21 protein-coding genes, 1 rRNA gene and 1 pseudogene are annotated in these 25,462 nt (G+C 40.0%); 9 read left to right on the top strand and 14 right to left on the bottom strand.

Features of this window, described 5'->3' with window-relative positions; translation table 11 throughout:
- Nucleotides 1–10: 10 nt before the first annotated feature.
- From hemC to MTCD1_RS02680, 4 genes are read left to right on the top strand one after another with little or no spacing between them, the layout of a single operon-like run.
- The gene (gene hemC, locus MTCD1_RS02695) at nt 11–964 is read left to right on the top strand and encodes a hydroxymethylbilane synthase (RefSeq protein WP_057179186.1); all 954 of its coding nucleotides are present in this window, start codon (nt 11–13) and stop codon (nt 962–964) included.
- Entirely contained in the window at nt 948–1,790 is an 843-nt protein-coding gene (locus MTCD1_RS02690; RefSeq protein WP_057179185.1) for a uroporphyrinogen-III synthase, read from the top strand. Before hemC ends, MTCD1_RS02690 begins: the two co-directional genes overlap by 17 nt.
- Before the next feature lie 37 nt (nt 1,791–1,827).
- Nucleotides 1,828–3,114, top strand: a complete 1,287-nt coding sequence (locus MTCD1_RS02685; RefSeq protein ID WP_082606368.1) for a uroporphyrinogen-III C-methyltransferase — start codon at nt 1,828–1,830, stop codon at nt 3,112–3,114.
- A complete protein-coding gene (locus tag MTCD1_RS02680) occupies nt 3,111–4,319 on the top strand; it encodes a heme biosynthesis HemY N-terminal domain-containing protein (protein WP_057179183.1) in 1,209 nt (402 codons plus the stop codon). The genes MTCD1_RS02685 and MTCD1_RS02680 overlap by 4 nt, the downstream gene beginning before the upstream one ends.
- 48 nt (nt 4,320–4,367) lie before the next feature.
- Here MTCD1_RS02680 and MTCD1_RS02675 read toward each other — a convergent pair whose 3' ends face one another.
- The 4 genes from MTCD1_RS02675 to MTCD1_RS02660 all read right to left on the bottom strand — a co-directional run bounded on the left by MTCD1_RS02675 (nt 4,368) and on the right by MTCD1_RS02660 (nt 10,444).
- Nucleotides 4,368–4,574, bottom strand: a complete 207-nt coding sequence (locus MTCD1_RS02675) for a DUF3565 domain-containing protein (protein WP_057179182.1) — start codon at nt 4,572–4,574, stop codon at nt 4,368–4,370.
- A 310-nt stretch (nt 4,575–4,884) separates the two neighbouring features.
- Nucleotides 4,885–5,091, bottom strand: a complete 207-nt coding sequence (locus MTCD1_RS02670) for a DUF3565 domain-containing protein (protein WP_057179181.1) — start codon at nt 5,089–5,091, stop codon at nt 4,885–4,887.
- Between the two features lie 45 nt (nt 5,092–5,136).
- Nucleotides 5,137–6,642, bottom strand: coding sequence for an FG-GAP repeat domain-containing protein (locus MTCD1_RS02665; RefSeq protein WP_231732929.1), 1,506 nt, complete (start codon nt 6,640–6,642; stop codon nt 5,137–5,139).
- A gap of 331 nt (nt 6,643–6,973) precedes the next feature.
- The gene (locus MTCD1_RS02660; RefSeq protein ID WP_057179179.1) at nt 6,974–10,444 is read right to left on the bottom strand and encodes a hybrid sensor histidine kinase/response regulator; all 3,471 of its coding nucleotides are present in this window, start codon (nt 10,442–10,444) and stop codon (nt 6,974–6,976) included.
- A gap of 466 nt (nt 10,445–10,910) precedes the next feature.
- Between MTCD1_RS02660 and MTCD1_RS02655 the strand changes: the two genes are divergently transcribed.
- The 4 genes from MTCD1_RS02655 (at nt 10,911) to MTCD1_RS02640 (ending at nt 15,076) form a co-directional block, all read left to right on the top strand.
- Nucleotides 10,911–13,106, top strand: coding sequence for a TonB-dependent receptor (locus tag MTCD1_RS02655; RefSeq protein WP_057179178.1), 2,196 nt, complete (start codon nt 10,911–10,913; stop codon nt 13,104–13,106).
- 87 nt (nt 13,107–13,193) lie between these two features.
- Nucleotides 13,194–13,460 carry a hypothetical protein gene (locus MTCD1_RS02650; RefSeq protein WP_057179177.1) on the top strand — a complete coding sequence of 89 codons (267 nt, stop codon included), beginning with the start codon at nt 13,194–13,196 and terminating at the stop codon, nt 13,458–13,460.
- On the top strand, nt 13,460–14,104 hold the full coding sequence (gene pnuC, locus MTCD1_RS02645) for a nicotinamide riboside transporter PnuC (RefSeq protein WP_057179176.1): 645 nt from the start codon (nt 13,460–13,462) through the stop codon (nt 14,102–14,104). The genes MTCD1_RS02650 and pnuC overlap by 1 nt, the downstream gene beginning before the upstream one ends.
- Nucleotides 14,105–14,119: 15 nt before the next feature.
- Nucleotides 14,120–15,076 (top strand): phosphotransferase, encoded by a 957-nt coding sequence (locus MTCD1_RS02640; RefSeq protein WP_057179175.1) that lies wholly within the window; start codon nt 14,120–14,122, stop codon nt 15,074–15,076.
- Between the two features lie 219 nt (nt 15,077–15,295).
- On the opposite strand, the gene MTCD1_RS02635 is transcribed toward MTCD1_RS02640, so the two are convergent.
- From MTCD1_RS02635 to MTCD1_RS02595, 9 genes are all read right to left on the bottom strand, one after another.
- Complete coding sequence (locus MTCD1_RS02635) at nt 15,296–15,721, bottom strand: F0F1 ATP synthase subunit epsilon (protein WP_057179174.1); 426 nt, start codon at nt 15,719–15,721, stop codon at nt 15,296–15,298.
- 89 nt (nt 15,722–15,810) lie between these two features.
- Complete coding sequence (gene atpD / locus MTCD1_RS02630; protein WP_057179173.1) at nt 15,811–17,196, bottom strand: F0F1 ATP synthase subunit beta; 1,386 nt, start codon at nt 17,194–17,196, stop codon at nt 15,811–15,813.
- Nucleotides 17,197–17,302: 106 nt separating this feature from the next.
- A complete protein-coding gene (atpG, locus tag MTCD1_RS02625) occupies nt 17,303–18,172 on the bottom strand; it encodes a F0F1 ATP synthase subunit gamma (RefSeq protein WP_057179172.1) in 870 nt (289 codons plus the stop codon).
- A gap of 35 nt (nt 18,173–18,207) precedes the next feature.
- Complete coding sequence (gene atpA, locus MTCD1_RS02620) at nt 18,208–19,749, bottom strand: F0F1 ATP synthase subunit alpha (protein ID WP_057179171.1); 1,542 nt, start codon at nt 19,747–19,749, stop codon at nt 18,208–18,210.
- Nucleotides 19,750–19,774: 25 nt separating this feature from the next.
- Nucleotides 19,775–20,308, bottom strand: a complete 534-nt coding sequence (gene atpH, locus MTCD1_RS02615; protein ID WP_057179170.1) for a F0F1 ATP synthase subunit delta — start codon at nt 20,306–20,308, stop codon at nt 19,775–19,777.
- Nucleotides 20,309–20,318: 10 nt separating this feature from the next.
- Nucleotides 20,319–20,789, bottom strand: coding sequence for a F0F1 ATP synthase subunit B (atpF, locus tag MTCD1_RS02610; RefSeq protein WP_057179169.1), 471 nt, complete (start codon nt 20,787–20,789; stop codon nt 20,319–20,321).
- A gap of 40 nt (nt 20,790–20,829) precedes the next feature.
- Nucleotides 20,830–21,063 carry a F0F1 ATP synthase subunit C gene (gene atpE / locus MTCD1_RS02605; protein WP_004335261.1) on the bottom strand — a complete coding sequence of 78 codons (234 nt, stop codon included), beginning with the start codon at nt 21,061–21,063 and terminating at the stop codon, nt 20,830–20,832.
- A 44-nt stretch (nt 21,064–21,107) separates the two neighbouring features.
- Nucleotides 21,108–21,962 carry a F0F1 ATP synthase subunit A gene (atpB, locus tag MTCD1_RS02600; RefSeq protein ID WP_057179168.1) on the bottom strand — a complete coding sequence of 285 codons (855 nt, stop codon included), beginning with the start codon at nt 21,960–21,962 and terminating at the stop codon, nt 21,108–21,110.
- Nucleotides 21,963–22,005: 43 nt separating this feature from the next.
- Nucleotides 22,006–22,392: an ATP synthase subunit I gene (locus tag MTCD1_RS02595; RefSeq protein WP_057179167.1), complete on the bottom strand. Its 387-nt coding sequence runs from the start codon at nt 22,390–22,392 to the stop codon at nt 22,006–22,008.
- A 778-nt stretch (nt 22,393–23,170) separates the two neighbouring features.
- Here MTCD1_RS02595 and MTCD1_RS02590 point away from each other — a divergent pair.
- Nucleotides 23,171–24,185: pseudogene (locus MTCD1_RS02590) on the top strand (IS110 family RNA-guided transposase).
- Nucleotides 24,186–25,158: 973 nt separating this feature from the next.
- On the opposite strand, the gene rrf reads toward MTCD1_RS02590, so the two are convergent.
- A 5S ribosomal RNA gene (gene rrf / locus MTCD1_RS02585) occupies nt 25,159–25,273 on the bottom strand.
- Nucleotides 25,274–25,462: the final 189 nt, after the last annotated feature.

Here is a 25,462-nt window from a genome sequence, read left to right as displayed (position 1 = left end):
GATAAATAGAATGACTAACACTACAGTTCGCATTGCCACACGCAAAAGCGCTCTCGCCTTATGGCAAGCTGAATATGTTAAAGCTCAACTTGAGCATTTTCATGCCGGTATTAACGTTGAATTAGTACCTATGACCACCAAGGGCGATATCATTTTAGACACGCCTTTAGCCAAGGTGGGTGGTAAAGGCTTATTTGTTAAAGAGCTTGAAGTGGCAATACTTGAAAATCGTGCTGATATTGCGGTCCATTCTATGAAAGATGTACCGGTGGATTTTCCTGATGGCTTAGGCTTAACAGTGATTTGTCCTCGTGAAGATCCCCGTGATGCTTTTGTTTCTAATACCATCAAGTCATTAAGCGATTTACCACAAGGCGCCATTGTCGGTACGTCAAGCTTACGCCGCCAGTGTCAATTAAAAGCCAGCCGCCCAGATTTAGATGTTCGTGATTTACGTGGCAATGTAAACACCCGCTTAAGAAAATTAGATGACGGTGAATACGATGCCATCATTTTAGCCGCTGCCGGGCTAATTCGCTTAGCTATGCCTGAGCGTATTGCAGAATTTATCGAACCAGAAGTCATGCTGCCGGCAAATGGCCAAGGCGCTGTTGGCATTGAGTGTCGCAATGATGATGAAACCATTAAAGCCTTGTTGGCACCGTTAGAATGTAGCACCACTCGTATACGTGTTTTAGCCGAACGTGCGATGAACAGAGCCTTACAAGGTGGCTGTCAGGTACCTATTGGCAGCTATGGTGTTATCTCTGCAGATGGTAAAGAACTTTACTTACGTGGTTTAGTGGGTGCTGTTGATGGCAGTGAAATAATTAAAAGTGAAATTACTGGCCCGGTTGCAGAAGCTGAAGCACTCGGCAATAAGCTTGCGCAAGAATTACTTAATCGAGGTGCCGATAAAATCTTACAGCAAGTGTATGCAGAAAGTAATGCCGAAAACACCTAAGTCTGCCGAACATAGCTCTCAAGTGATAGCACTTGAGACACCTACACCAGAGCCGTCTTTACTTACCTTAGGTAAACCGCTTAAGGTCTTAATCACTAGACCTAAGGCTAAAGCTCAACAACTTGCCTTATTACTTAACCAACAAGGCATAGCCAACACCAGCCAAACCTTATTTGACTATCAAAGTAACGCCAGTGCTAACGACATCTGCACAGCGCTAGCACACGCCGATATACTGATCTTTATTAGTGTTGCCGCCGTTGAATTTACTCACGCCAGCTACCCACTAAATAACAAGGTATGCAAAAAGTTTTTTGCTGTTGGTAATGCCACCAAACAAGCGCTACAGGCAATAGGTATTACTAGCGTTATATCGCCACCACCTCAGCAAGAGCACAGTGAAGGTATACTTAAGCTACCGCAATTAGCACAGGTTACTGGTAAAAAAGTCGTCATAATTCGTGGTAATGGTGGGCGAGAACATATTGCCGATTGTTTAAGGCAACGCGGTGCTAACGTTAGTTATGTCGAAAGTTACCTACGTGTATGGCGAACATTAGCAATAAATATTGCTGAGCAATGGCGAGCACAACAAATTAACTGTATTGTCGTTACCAGTAACGATATATTATTAGCATTAGTAAAATACCTAGTCAGCACCTCTGATAACCCAGATAATTATTGGCAATGCCAGTGTTTGTGGTTAGTAGTCAGTGATCGTATTGAAAGAAATGCCCAAACCTTAGGTTTAACACGGGTGATTAATAGCCATAGCGCTAGCGCTCAAATACTTAGTGAGACCTTGCAAACACTCTCTGGTTCGTAGCCTATTTATAAAATAAATAACGATGGAATATAGAATTATGTCGGATAAAAAAGTCTCTAACAACAAACTATCGGCTCATAGCGGCACCGAGCAGCAAGAGGCCGCTAAAACATCATCTGACAGTAACGCTAACACTAACCAGACAAAATCTGAGCAGAAAAAATCATCAAATAAAACCGCGACTATTGCTTTGGTACTTGCCACGATAAGTGTTTTTACTTCACTTGGCCATTATACTTGGCAACAGCAACAAACTAGCGCGCAATTTCTAGCACTAAGCCAAGAAAATAGCCAAGCGCTACAACAAAGCCAAGCTCAACTAAAGAGCAGCTTAAGCGCAGAGTTTAACCAGCAATTGCAACAACAGCATAGTGCCAATAGCCAATCACAACAAAGCGCTCAGCAAGTACATATTGAACATGACACCCAGGTGCAGCGATTAGCGGCTCAAATTAGCCAGTTAGCACAGCAAGTGACTCAGCGCCAGCCCAGTGATTGGTTAATACATGAAGCAGAATACTTAGTGCGTGTGGCCGCGCGTACTATGTGGCTAGAGCGTGACACTAAAGCCGCTATCGGTTTGCTCCGTGATGCTGACAATCGCCTAGAAGAATTAAATCAGCCAAAGTTCCTACCTGTGCGGGCATTAATTAATGAAGATATTGAAAGTTTGGCGTTAATGCCAACACTGAACAATCAGCAAGCCATTTTGACCTTGATGGCACTTAACAAACAGGTAGCCACATTAACACTGGCCAGCGTGAACCTAACGGCCGTAGTCGATGCAAGCAAAGAAGACCTTGCTTTGTCCGATGATATCGGTGATTGGCAAGAAAATCTCGCAAAAACCTGGCAGAAATTTCTCAACGACTTTATCACGGTACGCCGAAGAACCGGACAAGTTGAGCCATTAATGACTCCTGAGCAACAGCAGCATTTAAAACAAAATATAAGTCTAAAAGTACAGTTAGTGCAATGGGCTGCCAGCGAACAAAAGGAAGAAGTTTATCAACAAACCTTGCTTGATATTCAACAATGGCTAAATGAATTCTTTGATATGAGTTCACCGGTAAACAAAAAGTTCTATCAAGCAATAGAGCAGCTAAAACAGCAGACTATCTATTACGACTACCCCAGTGATTTACGTTCATTAGCGGCAATAAAACGTTTGCTTGATGATACTAAGCAAATTACGCGGCCACAAAGCCCTAAGTTAAAAAATGCCCCTCTAGAGCAAAAATCAACCCCGTCGGTAGGACAAACGCCAACACCCGAAGAAAACAAACCCGTTGACAATGAGCCCGCGAGCGGAGGCCAGTTATGATCCGTATTATCATTGCCTTAATCCTTTTTCTTAGCGTAATGGCAATAAGCCCCTTTTTAATTGATGAAAAAGGTTACATTCTTATTGCTATGGGTAACACCACCATAGAATTAACCGTGTTATCTGCCGGCATTATGTTAACACTACTATTCATTGCCCTCATTATTAGCTTAAAGCTGTTGCGCGGAGGTTTAAACTTAAGTTTTGGTGCCTGGAACAAGCTCGCTTTTGCCGGGCAACGCCGTGGTATTGCCAACTTTAACAAAGGTCTGGCCGCTTATATGTTAGAGGACTATAGCCAAGCAGAAGCGCTATTCGCCAAGAGTGCCATTCCATCAAAACGTAAACAAAGTGCTTACCTACTTGCCGCCTCTGCAGCAGCAAAATTAAGCCTAGATAGCAATACAAATCATTACCTAGCATTGCTAGAAAAAGAAACCGTTAAGCTGCAAGATGTTGGTTTAGCAAGTGTTCTTGTTAATATTAAATTATTAATGAATCAAGATAAGGCGGAAACCTACAGCCAAGCTCGCAGCTTAATTGATGAACACCATAAACAGATTGGCCATGACGCTCGCTTACTGGCGCTAGAAATTGATTTATGCATTATTGAGCAACGTTTTAGCCAAGCGATAAAATACTTAGCGGCAGCACGTAAAGAGAAGACCATTACCGATGAGGTACTTCAAGCTTGGCAACGACAAGCCTATTACGGTAGCTTTAATGACATTATCACCCAGCATGATAGTAAAGCCTTGTTTGATAATTGGCAGGCACTTAGCCGTAAGGTTAAACAACAGGAAGCCGTACTTTTTGCTTATTGCAAAGTTTTAGCCGAAAACAAAATCATAGCGCCAATAAATAACTTACTAGCGCCACTATTAAAAAAATCACCTAGTAGTGAGTTTTTAAAGGAAATCCGTAACCTGCCCATTACCCAAGCCGACGAGCTGATTGTTATTGTGCAAAAACAACTGCATAAAAATGTTCATAGCGGTAAATGGTTAAGCTGTTTAGGTCATTTAGCCTTGATGAGCGGGCAATATTCTATGGCAGAAAAAGCCTTTGGTAGCCTGATAAAGCTAGCCGATGATGATGGTAGGCAATATGATCGCCAAGACTTGCACGCTTTAGCACAGGCTCATAGCCAACAAGGCCGGTATCAAGCTGCCGATTCTATTTGGTTAAAAGCCAGCGCTTTATAGATAAGGTAATAGGGTTATTGCTTAGCAAAGTAATAACCCTTCAGTGCTTCAGCCTGTATCTTTTGCTGCACCCTCATCACATTTTTTACATTTGAGTAACTGCCCTAACATGCTTTTCCGTCCATGTAATGACACAACCCAAGGTCGATTAATAAACGGCGGCTTGTGCCTAACATGTTGAAAATGTCCACAAACTAGCTCTGCTACCCAATGGCCTTCTTCATCTTGATGATAACCACAAATCGCCTGTTTCATTGTTAACTCAGTATTATTTTAGCATTACGGGGCTATGGTATATACCCGTGACCATTCAAGATGCATGTTTCAGAGTGCTTGAGCAATTTCAATTCAAGGCGCTGTGATGAAATAATGGTTGTTCCATTATGAGTTACAGCAACGATGAAGTGATGTTGCTCAAACGCTTCTTCGATGGGTTTAAAATGACTTTATACCGCGTTAAATAATTAAACCATAGAATGACTATGCTTCAATTATTTCCCTTGCCTAAAGCCCTTTTAATTCCCACTGAAATCGAGCACTTTGAATGGTAACGGGTATAGTACCCTTAGCAGGTATCTTTTGCTGCACCCTCATCACATTTTTTACATTTGAGTAACTGCCCTAACATGCTTTTCCGTCCATGTAATGACACAACCCAAGGTCGATTAATAAACGGCGGCTTGTGCCTAACATGTTGAAAATGTCCACAAACTAGCTCTGCTACCCAATGGTCTTCTTCATCTTGATGATAACCACAAATCGCCTGTTTCATTGTTAACTCAGTATTATTTTAGCATTCTGGGGGCTATGGTATAAGTTACTTTGAAAAGAGTACTTTAAACTCTTTAGCCTTATCTTCACCGTCAAGGCGAGAGAATTTCATTAGTAAATCATCTTTACCATCACCATTTAAATCTTCAACCATGACCAGTTTGCCATCTTTAGGTAACTGAGTGCTATAGCTAACACTGCGTTTTTTAAATGATTTGTTATTCTTGCTCGCTTTTATACCTAGGTATATTTTCAACTCATCATCATCATCATCTGACAAGATAAGCTCTTTTAGGCCGTCACCGTTTAAGTCAGCCAACTTAACTACCGCACTACCACTTTGCCCTGAGCTTAAACTAAAAGTCAGTTCAACACCTTTTTTAATCGTTGGTTTTTCTGGAAATTTATCTTCTGCATTCATTTTAAATACATAAACATCTTGGTCAATACTGCCAGTGATTAAGGCACCGATAATTTGCGATAGGCCGATATCAAAGCCAGCGAGTAAAACCTCAAGTTTGTCATCACTATCAATATCGACAAACTCTAAACCTGTCAGTGTACCTTCGGCATGAATAACACTGTCGGGAGTTTGAGCATAACTTAATTCGCCGTTTTTGTTCTGACCGAGGAATATTTCATAATCATTAACGCGGTCGAGTACACCTGAAACCTTAGTATAACGCACCACCATATCGACAATACCATCGGCATTAACATCACGCAGCTGCTCTAATTTTCGGTATTCCAAATCACTTTGGTCAAGTTGCTCACCACTTTCATCGCGTTTATTCCACCATTCAGTACCACTGATCGCTGCATTAATGGTTAAGTGAACTGCCGTGCTAGCAAACATACTCTGTTCCGTTTGCAGATAAATAATCATTTCACCATCACCGATCAGTAAAATATCAACTTTGCCATCGAAGTTTACATCACTAAAATACAGCTTTTCTTGGCTATAACTGGCACCTGATGAAAACACCCGAACTTCAGGCTTTATCGGCAGTACTTGGCTAATAAAGCCACCCTTTTCCTGACCAATAAGAATATGGGTGTTATTAAAGTCGGCAATAATTACATCAGCAAAAGCATCATTATTTAGATCTTGAATAAAATCGCCGCGACTGAGGTAATCGGCTTGCTCTTGAATGTATAACGACTCAATATTTGCTAGGGGCTTAAACTGCTGATTTTGATAAAGGCTTAATAAATCAGCAGAAAGGAAGTAGAGCTGTTGTTTTTTCTCTGCGTGTAATTCACTTAAATCAAAGCGATAAAACTGTTTCGGTATGATAGCTTTTTCCGCGATCACATACTGATTAGCGTCACTATCTAGTTGGTAAATTATTAACCAACGATTACTCTGTTCATCGACAGAAAAAGTAATTAGCTCCTTACCTTTACCTGCCAGTATATCGGCGGCAATAATTTCTTGTGTGAGTTTATAGGGCGTATTAATAATAACTTCATCAAAATCAATGGCGCTCGACTTGCTAGCAAACGTAGTTAAAGACGTTACACAGACAAGGCTAGTAAGCAGGCTAAACACTCTTTTTTTCTTAAATAACAAGGGCAATCTCCATATATAAAACTTAATGCTATTAACCATCTTCTGGTAAAGGTAGAACACAAAAAGCCATTAGAGTTCCCTAGCATGCTATAACATATATAACATAGCCAAGTTAAACCTAGCTATAACCAACATAATCAGCTTGCAGCTTCTTAGCCTTACCTTATAACCACGCGCTCATCATGAGCCCCTCCACCTATAGGCTATGTTAAATCTAGCTATAGCCAACATAATCCGCTTGCAGCTTCTTCACCTTACCTTATAACCACGCGCTCATCATGAGCCACTCCACCTATAGGCTATGTTAAATCTAGCTATAGCCAACATAATCAGCTTGTAACTTCTTCGCCAACATAGCGCTCATCATTGCCCGTAACGCGGCCGGTTTTACTAATTTACGCATATAACCGACATCGTAACTTTTGGCCTTAGCTTCAATGTCTGTGTCTGTGGTCGCGGTTATTAATATTGCTGGGAGTGAATGATGACACTGACTACGTATGTCTTTAATCAAGGTTAAACCATCCACTTGCATTTCTTGTCGATCACCAGCCTGATAGCCCAATTGATAATCAACCAATAATATATCTATTTCATTACTGTGATTAGCAAATTCTGTTAGTGCTGTTTCTCTAGAGTCCGCCGCTAGGATATTACATTGCCACGCTGAAAGTAGCTCAACCATACCACTGAGTACATCTGGATCGTTATCTATGCATAAAACGGTGATATCTTTTAACGCGACATGAAAGCTAGGTTTTGTAACCATTCTCGCTTGCACCACAGGCTTCGCTTGCTCTACTTGCACAGAAAATTTACAACCTTGCATGGTTTTCGATTGTAAACTTAAGCTATGTCCCAATAACTGCGCCAAACTTTGGGTGATATTAAGCCCTAAACCCAAGCCTCTACCCGCTTGATTATTAGGAGTATTAAGTTGGGTAAACTGCTCAAAAACCAACTCTTGCTTTTCAAGCGGAATACCTGGACCATTATCTAAAATTTGTATAATAACTTTGTTATTAAAAACTCTGGCACCTAATAACACTTTTCCTGGGCTGGCATATCTAAAAGCATTGCCAACCAAATTTTGAATAATACGCCTGAGTAAATGTCTATCTGACTTAATCCAAACTTTACTGGCCACTAGACGAAACTCGACCGACTGTTCAATAGCAAGGGCGGCAAACTCTTGTGATAAGTCCTCAAATAAGTCATTGAGCGCAAAAACTTGCACATTGGCTTTTATATTGCCACTTTCTAAACGAGCAATTTCGGCTAAATCAGCCAATAAATCATTGGCCGCTTTTAACGAACGGTCAATATTATCGACTTGTCTTTGCTGAACCTTGGTTAAATCACCTTGCTCTGACAGAGCCGAAGTAAATAATCTTGCGGCTTCTAAGGGTTGCATTAAATCATGACTACAAGCTTTCAGGTACTGACTTTTTTTCAAATGCGCTTGTTCAGCTTTTTCATGCGCTTTCGCCAGAGCTTCATTGGTTTTAGCTAGCGTTAGCGTACGTTCATAAACGCGAGTTTCCAGATCAAGATTGGCCTCTTTAAGTACTTGCTCTGCTTGTCGATAGGCGGTGATATCAGAGAACAACATAACAAAACCACCACCCGGCAGAGGGTTACCTTCAATGCGAATAGTTTTCCCACCTGCTTGTTGCCGTTCTGAACTATGTGGCTTGCCTTTACGTAAGAAGTCTAAGCGACGGTTCACCTGCGACTCTATATCTCCAGAGCCACATAAGCCGCGTTGCACATTATAACGAATAAGGTCAGATATCGGGCTGCCTATATAGACTAACTCTGTTGGGTAATCGAATAAGTCTATATATTTTTTATTCCAGGCAACTAGCTGTAATTTATCATCAACGATGGAAATGCCTTCACTGGCATTTTCTATAGCACTTTGCAGTAAGTTTTGGGAAAATTGTTGTTTATGACTGGAGGCTTCTTCAACAAAAACAGCCAATTCATCTAGGGCAAAATCACGCCCATCAAGTACTGAACTCAACACTAAACGAGCAGATGATGAGCCCATCACAGTTGCTAGCGTATTTTCAGTGTGCTGCAATAATTGTTGGTTATAGCCAACATTGCCCAATTGCTTTTTATCATTAACCGATAAGAAGTTCTTGAAGCTATCGCGCGCTTTGTCTATGCCAACAAACCGAGACGCTAACAATTCTAACTCGCTAACATCTAAATGACGTTTTTTCTCTACGCTAAGCAGCTTGGGTGACTGCCACTCAAGAAACAGCGAGGCTTGTATCCGCTCTTGTACACTCTGTCGGCTGATTTGTGATAAAGCCCACATCACTATGATATTGGCGCCTAAGCTAAAGAGCGTGGCGGTGGTTTTTGCCGGTAAAAACCCTTCAGCAAAAGGTGATGCGTATAAACCAAATTGCGGTAAGAAGTTAAGGGTCAGCCATAAGATAAAGCCCACCAATATACCCGCATAGACCCCTACTAAGCTAGCACGTCGCCAATAAAAGGCCGCAATTAACGCTGGTGTTAGTTGGGCAAAAGCGCCGAAAGCCACTTCGCCTAAGGAAGAGAGTGTATCGGGTGAGGCCATGATAAAAACACCATAACCTAGGAGAATAACAAACAAGGCCAGTAGCTTTCGAATGTTTAATAAACGTTTGCGAAAATGATCATAGTCAGTTTGCGCCACTTTTTGTCGACGATAAAGTAGCGGGAAAACAATTTCATTACTGAGCATGGTACTTAGGGCGATAGCGGAAATAATTACCATAGAGCTTGCTGCCGATATCGCGCCTAAAAAAGCAAACAAGGTCAGCCAGGTTTGCTCGGTAACATCCGGCAAAAACAGTACATAGGTATCTGAGGGCACAGTATTCCCTAGTAACATTTGACCAGCTAAACCCAGCGGCACGGCGAAGAAAGCAAAGACTAATAAATACAGCGGAAAGACTCGACGACTAAGCCAGGTATCTTTCTGATCTTTCAGCTCAACCACCATCACCTGAAATTGACGCGGCAATGATAAAAATGCTGCCATAACAATCACTAACATGGCCAACATAGAAGTGACGTTATCAACGGTCAATTGCTGCTCAAGTAAAGCATTAGCATCGGCTTGCTGCCAAATATCTACCGGTGAATCATACAAAACAAAACAGACAAAAATACCCACAGCTAAAAAGGCAAATAACTTCACCAATGATTCAAAGGCAATGGCCAACATCACGCCGGGGTGTCGCTCAGTGACATCAATGTGTCTAATACCAAATAAAACAGTAAATACCGCTAAAACTAGACTGACCACTAAGCCAATGCCCCAACTAGTGAAACTTTGCTCTATTTGTAATTGCTGAAAAGAATACACCATGGCTTTAAGCTGCAAGGCGATATATGGCATGGTGCCAACGAGGGCAACTATGGTCACCATAATAGCGAGATTATGTGACTTGCCAAAGCGCGCTGCTAGTAAGTCAGCAATAGAGGTTAAATGTAACTTTAAACTGACACGAATAATGCGTTGAATAAAGGGCCAGGCAAAAACAAAAAGCAGTATCGGGCCTAAATAGATCGGTAAGTGCGATAGTAAACTAGTAGATGCTTGTCCTGTGGTGCCTAAGAAACTCCACGAGGTACAATAAACACCAAGCGTTAGTGCATAAATAATACTCTGACCTTTTTTCGCCAGCTGATGTCGGTATCGGTCCCCCAGAAAAGCAATTAAAAATAATAAGCCAATATAAGTCAAACTTAACAGCACTAATTGCCAATTAGGAAACATAAATACTCGCTACTATTATTTTATCGGAAAGTTATTACAATGTGGATTAATCATGATATTCGTGCTACTTCATAATGCAGGATTCAGTGTCAATTTAAAAGACTTTAGGTAAAGCATTCATTGAAAATAAAGGATATTCAACAGAATATGCTCCGACCTTATCTAATGAGCAACATCCAGTAACTGCCTATTTAACCGCAATAACGCTGCAAAAAACCTTTTAACAGCGGCTCAACAATAACAAGATTCCAGGGTAATTATTTGTTAGAATAGCGTGCAACCAAGGGGTGCGCTGTCATTTAGCTTTTAACTGACTAGTCGCTGAGATATATACTCTTTGAACCTGGGCAGAAAATTAGCTTAATTATTTTTCTGGCATAGGGATGGTTATAGATAAATATTAAAATTCATCAAAAATTATCCTACTTGCACAGCCCAATTTTTTATTTCTTTTGATGAGATTTTTATGACCTTCTCCAAATCGGCTATTAGTTTAGCTATCACTGCCAGTATCTTTAACGTTACCGCTTTCGCTGAACAGCACGCGAGTAATGACACTCGTAACACTCACAATATTGAAACCATTACTGTCACCAGTGATTTTCGCCAGCAAAGCCTGCAAAAATCGCCGACTTCAATGACGGTATTAACCGCTATTGATATTAAACAGCGCAATGCTAAACATCTTGAAGAATTAATTGCCGTTAGCCCCAATGTAAATTTTGCCAGTGGTTCACAACGAGCACGTTATTATCAAATTCGCGGTATTGGTGAGCGTAGTCAATTCCAAGAGACGATTAACCCATCAGTTGGGGTGATTATTGATGAGGTGGATTTTACCGGTATTGGTAGTATTGCTTCATTATTTGATGTTAAACAAGCGGAAATATTTCGCGGCCCACAAGGTACTCGTTTTGGCGCCAATGCTATTGCTGGCATGATAAACATTACCACTAATGAGCCAACCGAAGACTTTGAAGGTGCCATGCAATTTGGCGTTGGCAATTATAATAGTTATGATATGGGTGTTGCCTTATCAGGCCCCGCCAATGATTTTGTTAATTATCGCCTAGCTGTGAATCAAAGTAATAGTGATGGTTATATAGAAAATATCCATTTGCAACGAAATGATACCAACAACCGCGATGAATTAACTATCCGCGGCAAGTTAGCCATAGAAGCAAGTAATGATTTAACCATTGATCTTGCTGGCTATTATTTTGATTTCGATAATGGCTATGATACCTTCTCGCTAGATAACACCAGACAAACCTATTCGGATGAGCCTGGCTTTGACCAACAAGAGACCACTGCTTTTTCGGCTAAATTTACCTATCAAGGCTTTGAAAGTGCCACTGTATTAGCCATTTTTAGTAATGCTGATTCAGATCTAGCGTATGGCTTTGATGAAGATTGGGCCTATGCTGGCATTTCAGATCCTACTATCAACCCTGATATTGATCCTGATTTTGAATACTGGGAATATAACTCTACCGATCATTACTTTCGTGAAAAATCAGTAACCACTGCAGAATTTCGTGCAATATCTAAGCAAGGGCAAGAACTTTTTAATGGCAGCACTAGCTGGGTTGTCGGTGTATTCTATAAGCAAGATGATGAAGATTTATTACGTCAATATACTAGATATGATAAGCCTATTAAAAGTTTTGATTTCACCTCAACTAATGAGCGCACTAGCGTTGCCGTTTATGGCCAATTAGATACTCAACTGAGCGAGCGTTGGTCGCTTATCTCGGGTTTGCGTATTGAAAATTATAGCGCTGACTATAACAATTCAGATCTGTTTGATGACAGTATTGACGATACTATGCTTGGTGGTAAGTTAGTGCTGAGTTACCAACAAAGCGACGATAACCTTTGGTATGTTTCTGTTAACAGAGGTTATAAAGCTGGTGGCCATAATACCGATGGTACCTTACCTGCAAATCTACGTAGCTTTGATCCTGAGTATCTGATGAACTATGAGCTGGGCTATAAAGTATCTTTACTAGACAACAATGCCTATGTTCGCACTGCCCTGTTTTATATGGATCGCACTGATATGCAAGTTAAAAGCTCAAAAACTATTGTCCGTGAAGATGGTAGTACTGAGTTTATTAGCTATTTAGGTAATGCTACCTCTGGCAGTAATTATGGTGCTGAAATTGAAACTGCTTGGACTATCAATGACTATGTTAATATTTATGGTTCATTAGGCTTACTTAAAACCGAGTTTAACGATTTTGTTGATGCTGACGGCAACTCACTAACCGGTGCAGAGCAAGCCCATGCGCCAAATTATCAGTTTAATGTTGGTATTAATTATCAACCAACGGATGAATGGCTATTTAATATCTCTGTTGACGGCAAAGATGAGTTCTACTTCTCTGATACCCGTTATTATGAATATGAAGATGATATTTTTAGTCCAATTCCTGAAGATGATATTAAATCTGAAGCCGTAGTGTTATTAAATGCTTCTATAAGTTATTTACAAGATAATTGGCAGCTTAAAATTTGGGGCCGTAACCTTGCTAATAAAGATTATGCTAACCGTGGTTTTTACTTTCCTAATGACCCGCGTGATGGCTATACGCCAAAACAATATACTCAGCTATCTGAGCCATTAGTGTTTGGTGCTAGCTTAGATTACCAATTTTAGCTCCATCGCTGGTTACTTATGGTGACCGACTTATGTCAACGAAATAGGGGGAGTATTAACTCTCCCCTATTATATAAAAGGTACCTTATGAAAATTTCTATCGAACTGAGCTTATATCCCTTAGCAGAAGAGCAATATAAAACCGAGATTTGGGCGTTTATCAAAAGGCTTAGAGCTGTAGAAGGTTTGCAAGTAGTCACTAACGGCATGAGTACCCAAGTGTTTGGTGATTACGATCTTGCTGTTAATCATGTTATGGCTGCAATCAAACATGTGCATCAAAACACTGGCGCGGCGGTTTTTGTCTGTAAATTTATTAATGGTGATCGTTCACAAGTAGAAGCAGAAAGTTAATGGCTGAAATTTTAGCTAGTGTAATAAGTTACTTCCAACAACTGCCATGGCTTGAACTGATAGCTATGCTGCTATCACTTGCCTATGTTATTTTGGCTGCTAAAGGTTCTTTATGGTGTTGGCTGGCTGCCTTTGTTAGTACCGCACTGTACACAGTTATTTTTTATGATGTTTTACTATTAATGGATAGCGCCTTAAACGGCTATTATCTGCTAATGGCAGTTTATGGTTACTGGCAATGGTCAAAAAATAGCAACAATAGTCAAGATGATAACGCTGGACTTACTATAGTTAGCTGGGATTTAAGCTGGCACGTTAAAAGCTGTTCTGGCTTAGCAATACTCGCTGTTGGCTTGGGTTATCTTATGGCTAACTATACCTCTGCGCACTTGCCCTACTTAGATACCTTTACTACGGTTTATGCTGTATTTACTACCTACTTGGTTGCTAATAAGGTCTTGGAAAACTGGCTATATTGGATTGTTATTGATCTTGTTTCTATCTATTTATATATCGAAAAAGGCTTAATACCGACCACGGTTTTATTCGTTATCTTTGTTATTGCTGCATGTTACGGTTATGGCAAGTGGTTAATCCTGTATAAAAAGTCAGCAGTCAAGTTACAGCCAGCTACTAGTAGCTAAGGCTATAGTTGTTATATGCTTGTTCCTATAGATATTATTAACTCTCTGCAATCTTTGCCTTGTTTTACCGAGATTCAGGCCATTAGTTTATTAACGGATGGCTTGAGTCAAACGGCTATTAAGGTTAGCACCGCTTCGCAGGTGTTTTTTGCTAAAAAACTTAATCAAGATACCGCTAATACTGAAGTATCTTGTGCCCTGCTTGCTGCCCTTTATTGTGTTAAGGAAAGTTCAGGGCAAGTAAAAAAAAACCACTTTAGCCCAGAGGTAATTTATCATGATGAACAATGGTTAGTGACTGAGTTTATTAACGGTATCGCGCTTGCTGATGCTGAGCTTAAAATTGAGCGCAAGATTTCAATTGCACTGACGCTCATGGCACAGTTACATCAATTACCTAGTTCACTTACCAAACAAGCGATTCATCCTCTGAACATTAGACAGTCAGTCAGCCGCTTATTAACTGACCCTAGCCCTTTACTAGCAAAACAGAGGCACTTTTTAGATAATGTGAGCAAGTCATTGTCTTGCTCTATTAACAGGCTAATTGAGGCTTCACAGAGCCCTAGCATGCTTTGTCATGGTGATATTAATTTCACTAATATTTTACTAGATGAGCAGCAAAAATCTTGGCTAATAGATTTTGAATGTGCACATTTCGCACCGGTGGAATTCGATTTGGCCATGTTTATCGCAGTAAACAATATTGCTGACCACCATATAGCGGGGATAGTTAATGACTATAGAAAATTAGTCGCTAGTTACCAGCCTAATCTTAAATTACTGAACTACTACATTCTCTATAGCTTTTATATTAATGGTTTATGGTATTTTGATAATAGTAAAAACTTACCAGCAGACAATCGATTATATGCCTTAGCTATAGAGCAGTGGTCTGCCTTCGACCATTTTGCTAGTGCACACGCCCTTGCTGTACCAAAGTTAATGTCGATGGTTAATCCCCGTAATTGATACCGACAGTGAATCAATACTGCTTGCGAACTTACTGACTCTTTATAAAGTGTCTATTGCTATTCTTTATATACTCTTCACTCAGAGTGTGACAGAGACAAAAAAGCCGCTTTACTCTAGGAGTAAGCGGCTTTTAAAATCAGTATCATTATTCACTTCTTAACTCTTAGTTATAAAAGTCAGAAATCACTAACCCTGAAGATATGATCACTAGATAAACTAGCTAACCTTTTTCTTAGTCACTTGGATAACACGTAATTGCGCTACAGCACGAGCTAATTCAGCCGCGGCAGCAGCATAGTCAACATCACCGCCATTAGCGTTAATGTTTTCTTCTGCCCTATGCTTAGCTTCAAGTACTGCTTGTTCGTCCAAATCAGCACTACGGGTAGCTACATCAGCTAACACGGTAACCTTGTTTGGTTGAACTTCTAACATACCACCAGAAAGATAGATCACTTCTTCAGTGCCGTCACTTTTGGTGATCAATACCATACCAGGTTTTAGTGAGGTTAATAAAGGTGCGTGACCAGGCAAAATGCCTAACTCACCTTCACTACCTGTGATCTGCAATGATTTAATGCTACCAGAAAACAAGCTTTCTTCTGCACTAACTACATTTAGATGAACACTTAATAATGCCATTTAACTTGACCTCTTTAATTGTAGGTTGGGCTTTAGCCCATCACATATTTATAAAAACCATGACGCCCTAAAGGACGACCTACAAATGATTACATCTTGTTCGCTTTCTCTACGGCTTCTTCAATAGTACCAACCATGTAGAATGCTTGCTCTGGTAAGTTATCATAATCACCCGCTATTATGCCTTTAAAGCCAGCAATGGTGTCTTTTAATGATACATATTTACCTGGAGAACCAGTAAATACTTCAGCAACGAAGAACGGTTGAGATAAGAAACGCTGAACTTTACGAGCACGGGTAACTGTCAGTTTATCTTCTTCAGAAAGTTCATCCATACCTAAAATAGCGATAATATCTCTTAGTTCTTTATAACGTTGTAATATCGATTGTACACCACGTGCTACATCATAATGCTCTTGACCAACAACTAAAGGATCAAGCTGACGAGAAGTAGAATCTAGTGGATCAATTGCCGGGTAAATACCTAACTCAGCAATAGAACGCGACAGTACCACTGTTGCATCTAAATGCGCAAAGGTGGTTGCTGGACTTGGATCAGTCAAATCATCCGCAGGTACGTATACCGCTTGAATTGAAGTAATTGAACCTTTATGAGTTGAAGTAATACGTTCTTGTAATATACCCATTTCTTCAGCTAAGGTTGGTTGATAACCAACCGCTGATGGCATACGACCAAGTAATGCTGAAACTTCAGTACCCGCAAGAGTATAGCGATAAATATTATCAATAAAGAATAATACGTCACGACCTTCATCACGGAATTTTTCAGCCATGGTTAAACCTGTCATGGCAACACGTAAACGGTTTCCTGGAGGCTCGTTCATTTGACCGTAAACAAGTGATACTTTATCAAGTACACCTGAGTCGTTCATTTCATGGTAGAAATCGTTACCTTCACGAGTTCGCTCACCAACACCAGCAAATACTGAGTAACCACTATGTTGAATAGCGATGTTGCGGATAAGTTCCATCATGTTAACGGTTTTACCAACACCAGCACCACCGAAAAGACCAACTTTACCACCCTTAGCAAAAGGACAAATTAAATCGATTACTTTGATACCGGTTTCTAACAATTCGTTAGATAATGCTTGGTCGACGTATGCTGGTGCTTCGCGATGAATACCCCAACGTTCTTTTTCGCCAATTGGACCTGCATCATCGATAGGCTCACCCAAGACGTTCATGATGCGACCTAAAGTCTCAACACCAACAGGAACTTGAATAGCTTCTTTTGTATCTTCTACAGTCAAACCACGACGTAAACCGTCTGATGAACCCATTGCAATAGTACGAACAACACCACCGCCCAGCTGTTGCTGAACTTCAAGTGTTAAACCTGCTAGGTCACCTTCGGTTATCTTTATTGCGTGATATACCTGAGGTACGGCATCTTGTGGAAATTCAACATCCACAACTGCGCCAATTATTTGGACGACTTTACCTGCACTCATGTTTATTCCTCTTAATTTAAGCTAACTAAATATTAATAGTTAATTAGCTTGTCGTTAAATTACGAAATTTGTTATTTGCCCTAAGCTCATCTATTTAAGAAAAAACTTAGCTAACCGCAGCAGCACCAGCAACAATTTCACCTAACTCTTGAGTGATTGCTGATTGACGCGCTTTGTTGTATATCAATTGTAAATCATCAATCAAGTCACTAGCATTATCTGTCGCTGACTTCATCGCTACCATACGGGAAGCTTGTTCACAGGCGATGTTTTCTACCACGCCTTGATATACTTGCGATTCTACATAACGAACCAATAATTGATCTAACAATACGTTAGCATCAGGTTCGTAAATATAATCCCAACGATATTTCATATTTTCATCGTCAGATTTAGGCAAAGGTAACAATTGATCAATTGTTGGCACTTGCGTCATGGTATTAACAAACTTATTGTAAACAATAAATAGTCTGTCAATTTTACCATCGTTATATGCATTTAACATGACCTTCACACTACCGATTAAATCGGCAAGTGAAGGAGCATCACCCAGACCTGAGATTTGAGCTAAAACCTTAGCGCCCATGTTGTTGAAAAACGACGTGGCTTTTGCACCCACTACCGAAAATTCAACCTCAACTTCAGCATCAGATGATTGCCATTTAGCAGCATCAGCTAGTACTTGCTTAAATAAGTTAATATTTAAACCACCACACAAACCACGATCGGTTGATACAACAATATAGCCAACACGCTTAACTTCACGCTCTTCCATATATGGATGGCGATATTCTAAGTTACCAAGCGCGATATGACCGATCACATTTCGTATATTTTCTGCATATGGACGAGAGGCTCTCATGCTTTCTTGAGCTTTACGCATTTTTGAAGCAGCAACCATTTCCATAGCTTTCGTGATCTTTTGAGTGTTTTGCACACTCGCAATCTTGGTTTTTATTTCTTTACCAACGGCCATGACTCTTCTCTCCGAAACTAGTTAATAGATAGGTCTTACCAAGTTTGCGTAGACTTGAATGTTTCAAGTGCTTTAGTCAAACTGGCTTCGATGTCTTTATCGTAGTTACCTGTTTCGTTGATATTAGCCATCAACTCAGCATACTCATTATTTACATAAATATGTAATGCATCTTCAAAATCATTGATCTTATTAACCGCAATATCGATCAAGAAACCTTTTTCTGCAGCAAATAATGATATTGCAGTTTCAGCTACTGATAATGGGCTGTATTGCTTTTGCTTCATTAATTCAGTCACACGTTGACCATGCTCTAATTGAGCACGAGTGGCGTCATCTAAATCTGAGGCAAATTGAGCAAACGCAGCTAATTCACGGTATTGAGCTAATGCTAAACGGATACCACCACCAAGTTTCTTGATGATTTTTGTTTGTGCAGCACCACCAACACGCGATACAGATAAACCTGCATTTACCGCTGGACGAATGCCTGAGTTAAACAAACTAGACTCTAAGAATATCTGACCATCGGTAATTGAGATAACGTTCGTTGGAACGAATGCAGATACATCACCGCCTTGAGTTTCAATAATAGGTAAGGCAGTTAAAGAACCCGTTTTACCTTTTACCGCACCCTTGGTGAATTTTTCTACATAAGCTACATTTACTCGAGCAGCACGCTCTAATAAACGACTATGAAGATAGAAAACATCACCTGGGTAGGCTTCACGACCTGGCGGACGACGAAGTAGTAATGAAATTTGACGGTAAGCAACAGCTTGCTTAGACAAATCATCATATACGATCAACGCATCTTCACCGCGGTCACGGAAGTATTCACCCATTGAACAACCCGCGTATGGTGCTAAGTATATTAAGGCAGCAGCTTCAGAAGCTGAAGCAACCACAATAATAGTATTTTCTAGAGCGCCATGGTCTTCTAACTTACGTACTACGTTAGCAACGGTAGAAGATTTTTGACCAATCGCAACATAAATACATTTAATGCCGGTATCTTTTTGGTTAATAATGGCATCTATTGCGATGGCAGACTTACCAATTTGACGATCACCAATGATTAATTCACGTTGACCACGGCCAATTGGAATCATTGCATCAATTGACTTGATACCAGTTTGTACTGGTTGGTTAACTGATTGACGTTCGATAACACCTGGAGCTTGTACTTCAACAGGAGCAAAGCCATCGTTTTCGATAGGGCCTTTGCCATCAATTGGCTCACCTAAAGTGTTTACTACGCGACCTAATAAGCCTGGTCCTACTGGAACTTCCAATATACGACCAGTACATTTTACTTTTTGTCCTTCAGCGAGATCCGCGTACGGTCCCATAACTACCGCGCCGACCGAATCACGGTCTAAGTTTAATGCGATAGCATAACGGCCACCAGGAAGTTCGATCATTTCACCTTGCATTACTTCTGCAAGGCCATGGATACGAATGATACCGTCTGTTACAGAAACGATAGTACCTTCGTTACGAGCTTCGCTGACAACGTTAAACTGTCCAATACGTTTTTTGATCAGTTCAGCGATTTCAGTGGAATTCAGTTGCATGCTCTGTTCCCTTAATTTATCAGTGCTAGGATTGTAATGTTTGTGCTAAACGGTTCAATTTACCTTGGATAGAACCATCAATCACCATATCATCTGCTTTAATAATCAAACCAGAAATAATGGACGCATCTACTTTACAATTGAGCTTAACTTTACGTGCCAAGCGTTTTTCAAGCGCGGCGCTAATTTTCGTTTCCTGCTCAACTGTAATTTCTACAGCAGAGGTTACGTCCACTTCAATAGTTTTCTCGTATTCTGCTTTAAGTAAACAGAACTCGGTTAAAACATGTGGTAGCGCTTGCAAGCGTCTATTTTCTGCCATTATTTTCAATAAATTCTGGACTTGACTATTTACTTGTTCACCACATACATTTAAAAATAATGAGGTGACCTGCTCAACCGATGCACCGCCAGTAAGGTAGTCCACAATAGTTTCATTTTCAGAAACCTGAGCAGCAAATGTTAGTTGGCTAAGCCAACTGTCAAGAGCATTTGTTTCAACAGCAAAATCAAACGCTGCTTTACCATAAGGACGTGCGATAGTTGCCAATTCAGACATAAAGCTCCCCTTACAACTCAGCGACGAGTTTATCTAAGATATCGCTATGTTCAGCGGCATCTATTGAACGTTCGAGAATTTTCTCGGCACCGGCAACAGCAAGAAGTGCAACTTGTATGCGCAATTCCTCTTTCACTCGGTTACGTTCAGTTTCAATTTCTGTTTGGCCAGCAGCTAAGATTTTTTCTTTCTCAACTTCTGCTTTACCAGCAGCTTCTTCAACAATTTTAGCTTCGTGCTTTTTCGCTGCATCAATAATTGATGCGGCTTGAGCTTTAGCTTCTTTTAGTTGTGCCGTTGCTTTTTCTTGGGCTAGAGCCAAGTCTTTTTCAGCACGGTCTGAAGCAGCTAAACCATCTTTGATTTTCTCCTGGCGAGCTTCAATAGCACCGTTTAATGGTGGCCATACATACTTCATGCAGAACCAAACAAAAAATAGAAATGCTATTAATTCCCCAATTAGAGTGGCGTTTAAATTCACAACCGCTCCTCCTTAATAGTAAGCTGTTCAAATGATAAAATTAAAGTACAAACAATAATACCATTGCGATACCAACACCGATCATAGCTACGGCATCAATAAGACCGGCTAAGATAAACATTTTGACTTGTAAAGAAGGGGCAAGTTCTGGTTGACGTGCACACGCTTCTAAAAATTTACCACCCATGTTACCAAAGCCAATTGCTGTACCAATAGCACCAAAACCAATTAGTAGCGCTACTGCGATATATTTAAGACCTAATACTAGTTCCATTTTTTTCTCCAAAGTTAAAATTAAAAATTAAAAAAGTTTTCTACTTAATGATTGTCTGAACTTGCCATACTGAGGTATACAATTGTCAGCATCATAAATACGAACGCTTGTAATACTATGACCAAAATATGGAATACAGCCCACATGAAGTGTAACGGTAACTGCGCTAAGCCCACAGCACCAATCAATATAAAGATCAATTCACCTGCATACAAGTTACCAAATAAACGCAATGACAATGAAAACGGTTTAGAAATTAACGAGATGGTTTCAAGTAATAAATTGAAAGGTATTAGCACAGCTTGCAAAGTTTTATTTTTCGAATTAAATGGGTGTAGAGTAAGTTCTGCTACGAACCCCTTAATACCTTTAATACGAATTGAATAACCTATCATCAGCATGAAAACACCAATTGCTAATGCAGCTGTCATATTAATATCTGTTGTTGGAACAACTTTCATATAGACATCATGTGAGTCCATATTAAATACAGTTTCACCTACTAGACCAGCAAGTGCAGGCAAGAAGTCAACGGGGATCAGATCCATTAAATTCATCAAAAATACCCAAACAAAAATTGTTAAGGCTAGCGGCGCGATCAATTTACTTTTACCATGATAGGTTTTGCTGACATTATCACCAACAAATTCAATGACCATTTCAATACAACATTGAAATTTATCAGGTACACCTGTGGTTGCCTTCATAGCGGCCCGTCGGAAAACCCATAAAAACATAATGCCTAATCCGATTGACCATGCAAGGGTATCTATATGCCATGTCCAGAAACCACTATCACTACATGCTTTATTAAATGCCCAACCGGTATCAGTTGAGCACATTTTTGCATTAGTTAAATGGTGCTGAATATGAGCTGAGAGAGTAACTTCTTCTGCCATGTCTTATCCCAAAAGTTAAAGTTTATAAATTTGTTAGCGCCAGTTAATTATTTTTTATTAAAAAAACTGGCAGTAATAGTGGTAAAAACACTACTACGCAATATGTAGTCAAGAATGCTGCGGGTATAAGCACTAAAAACTTCAAAGCTAGTGCAAATAATAACGCGGTGTATAACATTTTAAATTTTACGCCACTATAAAAAGATTCCATCACCTTGCTTGACGACTGAGCTCCTGCATAACGGAAAGCTTTGTATGCAAAAATCATATTCGGGACTATGGCAACAAAACCACCGACAAAGGCTGACTTAGCATGTAAAAAACCCCAAAAAAAATAGACTGTCAGCGTTATAATAAAAACGACAACAATCATTAACAGAATTTGCTTAAAAGCAAATTCCCGTCCAACTTTTGTTAATGTATTACTCATAGTTGACTTGTTTCTAAATTACGAAAAAACTCGTATGTGTTATAGTTTTTAAAGTAAAAACTTTAACTATAAAAAGTTTGCGTAAGTATACTGAACTCAGGTTATTTTGCAAGATATTAGGGCAGGCAACTTCCTTTATTTGTGCGTTTATCATATATTCAACAAAGAAGTTATCATCTCATTAAGTACCATAGAGATTATTGAATTAAACGCTTTATTTGACCTGTTTAAGGCTAAAATAAATAGCAGGCAGGTTGTCTAGCGATCAACGATGATATAGAGCTTAAAAACGCGACAGATGCTTCTTGCTGACAACAAAAAATCACACAATTACCAAAATCGTTACTTACCTAACGGGCTTTTCCTTTGTAGCTAAGAACGAATATAAATCGACAATGTCCTACTGACGTGAATGTATTCACTAATGCTATAAGTATCATGACTTTACATGGAGTTACTTATTTGACAATGCAGACGGTACAGGACGTACCTTATAAGATAATACAGACGTGGCATGGATGCCACTTATTAGGATAATGCAGGAGCATATTATCCTGAGCTTATTGCCCTGATGCACAGGAGTGACCTCACATAAAGAGAAGAACATCCACATGCAATTCCTGCAACGCACCGACTTTGACATGAAAGGATTAACTCATGTCGCGTTACTATGAGGTTACATGGATAATGGTATGAACCCACTCCACTTTCTAACGGCCTCGGAATGGGCCAAAATGGAAGTGTAAACATACCATTTAACAAAAGCGGAGTGGGCATAATGAAGATTACAACAGTTGGACTTGATATAGCAAAATCTATCTTTCATTCGTTTGCGATTAATCATACCGGGCGATTGGTTATAAAGGAGCAGCTCAAGCGTAAACAGCTATTAGCTTATTTTGCCAAACTTGAGCCTAGTATTGTAGTGATGGAAGCTTGTGGTGGTGCAAACTATTGGGCAAGAGAATTTATCAAGCAAGGTCACCAAGTCAAATTAATAGACAACAATATGTAAAGCCTTTTGTTAAAGGAAATAAAAATGATTCCAACGATGCTCAAGCAATAGCGGAAGCATCACAACGTGCTAGCATGCGATTTGTGCCCATTAAATCGGTTGAATAGCAAGACTTGCAAAATGTCCATCGCCAACGAGAACGTGTAAAAAAGAAAGAACGGCTTTAGCCAATCAAATACGAGGGTTGCTCGCTGAATATGGCATCGTGATCAAAAAAGGTATCTCAGCAATACGAAATGAATTACCTTCAATTATTGAAGATGCAGAAAATGACTTAACTGTGATGTCCAAAGCGTTTTTTAACAAGCTACTTGAAGAGTTTCGCGCTATGGATGATCTGCTTGTACATTGTGATACGAAAATACAAATAGCGAATAAAAATAATGACGTATGTACTCGGCTAGGTGATGTGTTAAGTATTGGTGCTATCACATCGATTGCACTTTATGCCGCGGCTGGCGATGGAAAAGACTTTGTTAATGGGCGTCATTTATCCGCATGGATTGGTTTAGTTCCAGGTCAACATTCAACGGGTGGAAAGCCGAGGTTATTAGATATCAGTAAACGAGGCATTAGCTATTTGAGGACGTTATTGATACATGGAGCAAGAGTGGTATTAAGGCATTCGGAGAAGAAAAATGATCGTTTCAGTCTTTGGGCTCAGGCACTACTCAAACGTAGGGGGCACAATAAAGCCTGTGTAGCAGTCGCCAACAAGCTTGCAAGAATAGCATGGGTCATTATGGCAAAGGGTGAAACATACCGCCCAGCCATGTAATAGAAATTTAATCGTATTAGTGAAAAACACTATTACTTATTAAATAAAGGTAAAACCCTTTACTTCAGTTGCAAAAGATAAAAGATCGGATGGTGAGATAGGTCAGACCGGCTCATTCAAAACCTTCTAGCTGCTTCGGCTCTTAATAAGCCGTATGGATGATGAGGAGAATGAGCGCAAATAACCATCGGGGCCAGGAAGTAAAAATCTTCCATAAACAGGCCGGATATATGAGAGCAATGATTTACCTCTCACACTATGATCAAATATCTTGCAAACGGAGTGGGTTCATATATGTAACTTATAGAGAATGCAGACGTGGCATGGATGCCACTTATTAGGATAATGCAAGAGCACATATCCTGATGGCAAGCAGCATATTCAACTTTTGAAGCGCTGCGGCACTTTCCGTTAGAGAAGAGTGAATGGGATCAGGTGGGGCCACAATATGTAGGCGGGAATTTATTCGCACTTATTAGTAATTGTTTCAAATCCCAGACAGCAAAAAGCCCGACTCTTATGAATCGGGTTTTTCTTAATAGAAATCGAGAATGTCCTACTGACGTGAATGGATTCACAGGAGTGACCTCACATAAAATAAGAACACCCACACACTTACTAGCTTCGACACAACTACTTGACGTACATGGATGCCACTTATTAGGATAATGCAGACGGTACAGGATGTACCTTATTAGATAATGCAGACGTGGCATGGATGCCACTTATTAGGATAATGCAGGAGCATATTATCCTGAGAAATTATCCTGAGCATATTGTCCTGATGCAAAGGAGTGACCTCACATAAAGAGAAATACACCCACACGCTTACTATCTTCGGTGCTATTACCTTGCGCGATTGAAATCCCGCCTACACAGCTCTCATACTGTAGGCGGGAATTTATTCGCGCTTATTTTAAAATCCCAGAAAGCAAAAAACCCGTAGCATCAACTACGGGTTTCTTAAATAGAAGTTTAGCAATGTCCTACTCTCACATGGGAACTCCCACACTACCATCGGCGCAACTGCGTTTCACTTCTGAGTTCGGAATGGGATCAGGTGGGGCCACAGCGCTATGGTCGCTAAACAAAAAAGGGTACAATCTAGAAATTTGATATAAAAAGTTTACAAAAGCAATTCAAGTAACACGAGTACGTGTTTTATATATTTATGTCAGTCTCACACACACTTTATAGTCAAAAACTACTTGGGTGTTGTATGGTTAAGCCTCACGGGCAATTAGTATCAGTTAGCTCAAGACCTCGCAGTCCTTACA

Origin of the sequence: Colwellia marinimaniae, from assembly GCF_002207865.1 — a bacterium.
Lineage (GTDB): Bacteria > Pseudomonadota > Gammaproteobacteria > Enterobacterales > Alteromonadaceae > Colwellia > Colwellia marinimaniae.
Note: the sequence above shows the minus strand (reverse complement) of the source record. Positions and strands in the feature narration are given on the sequence as shown.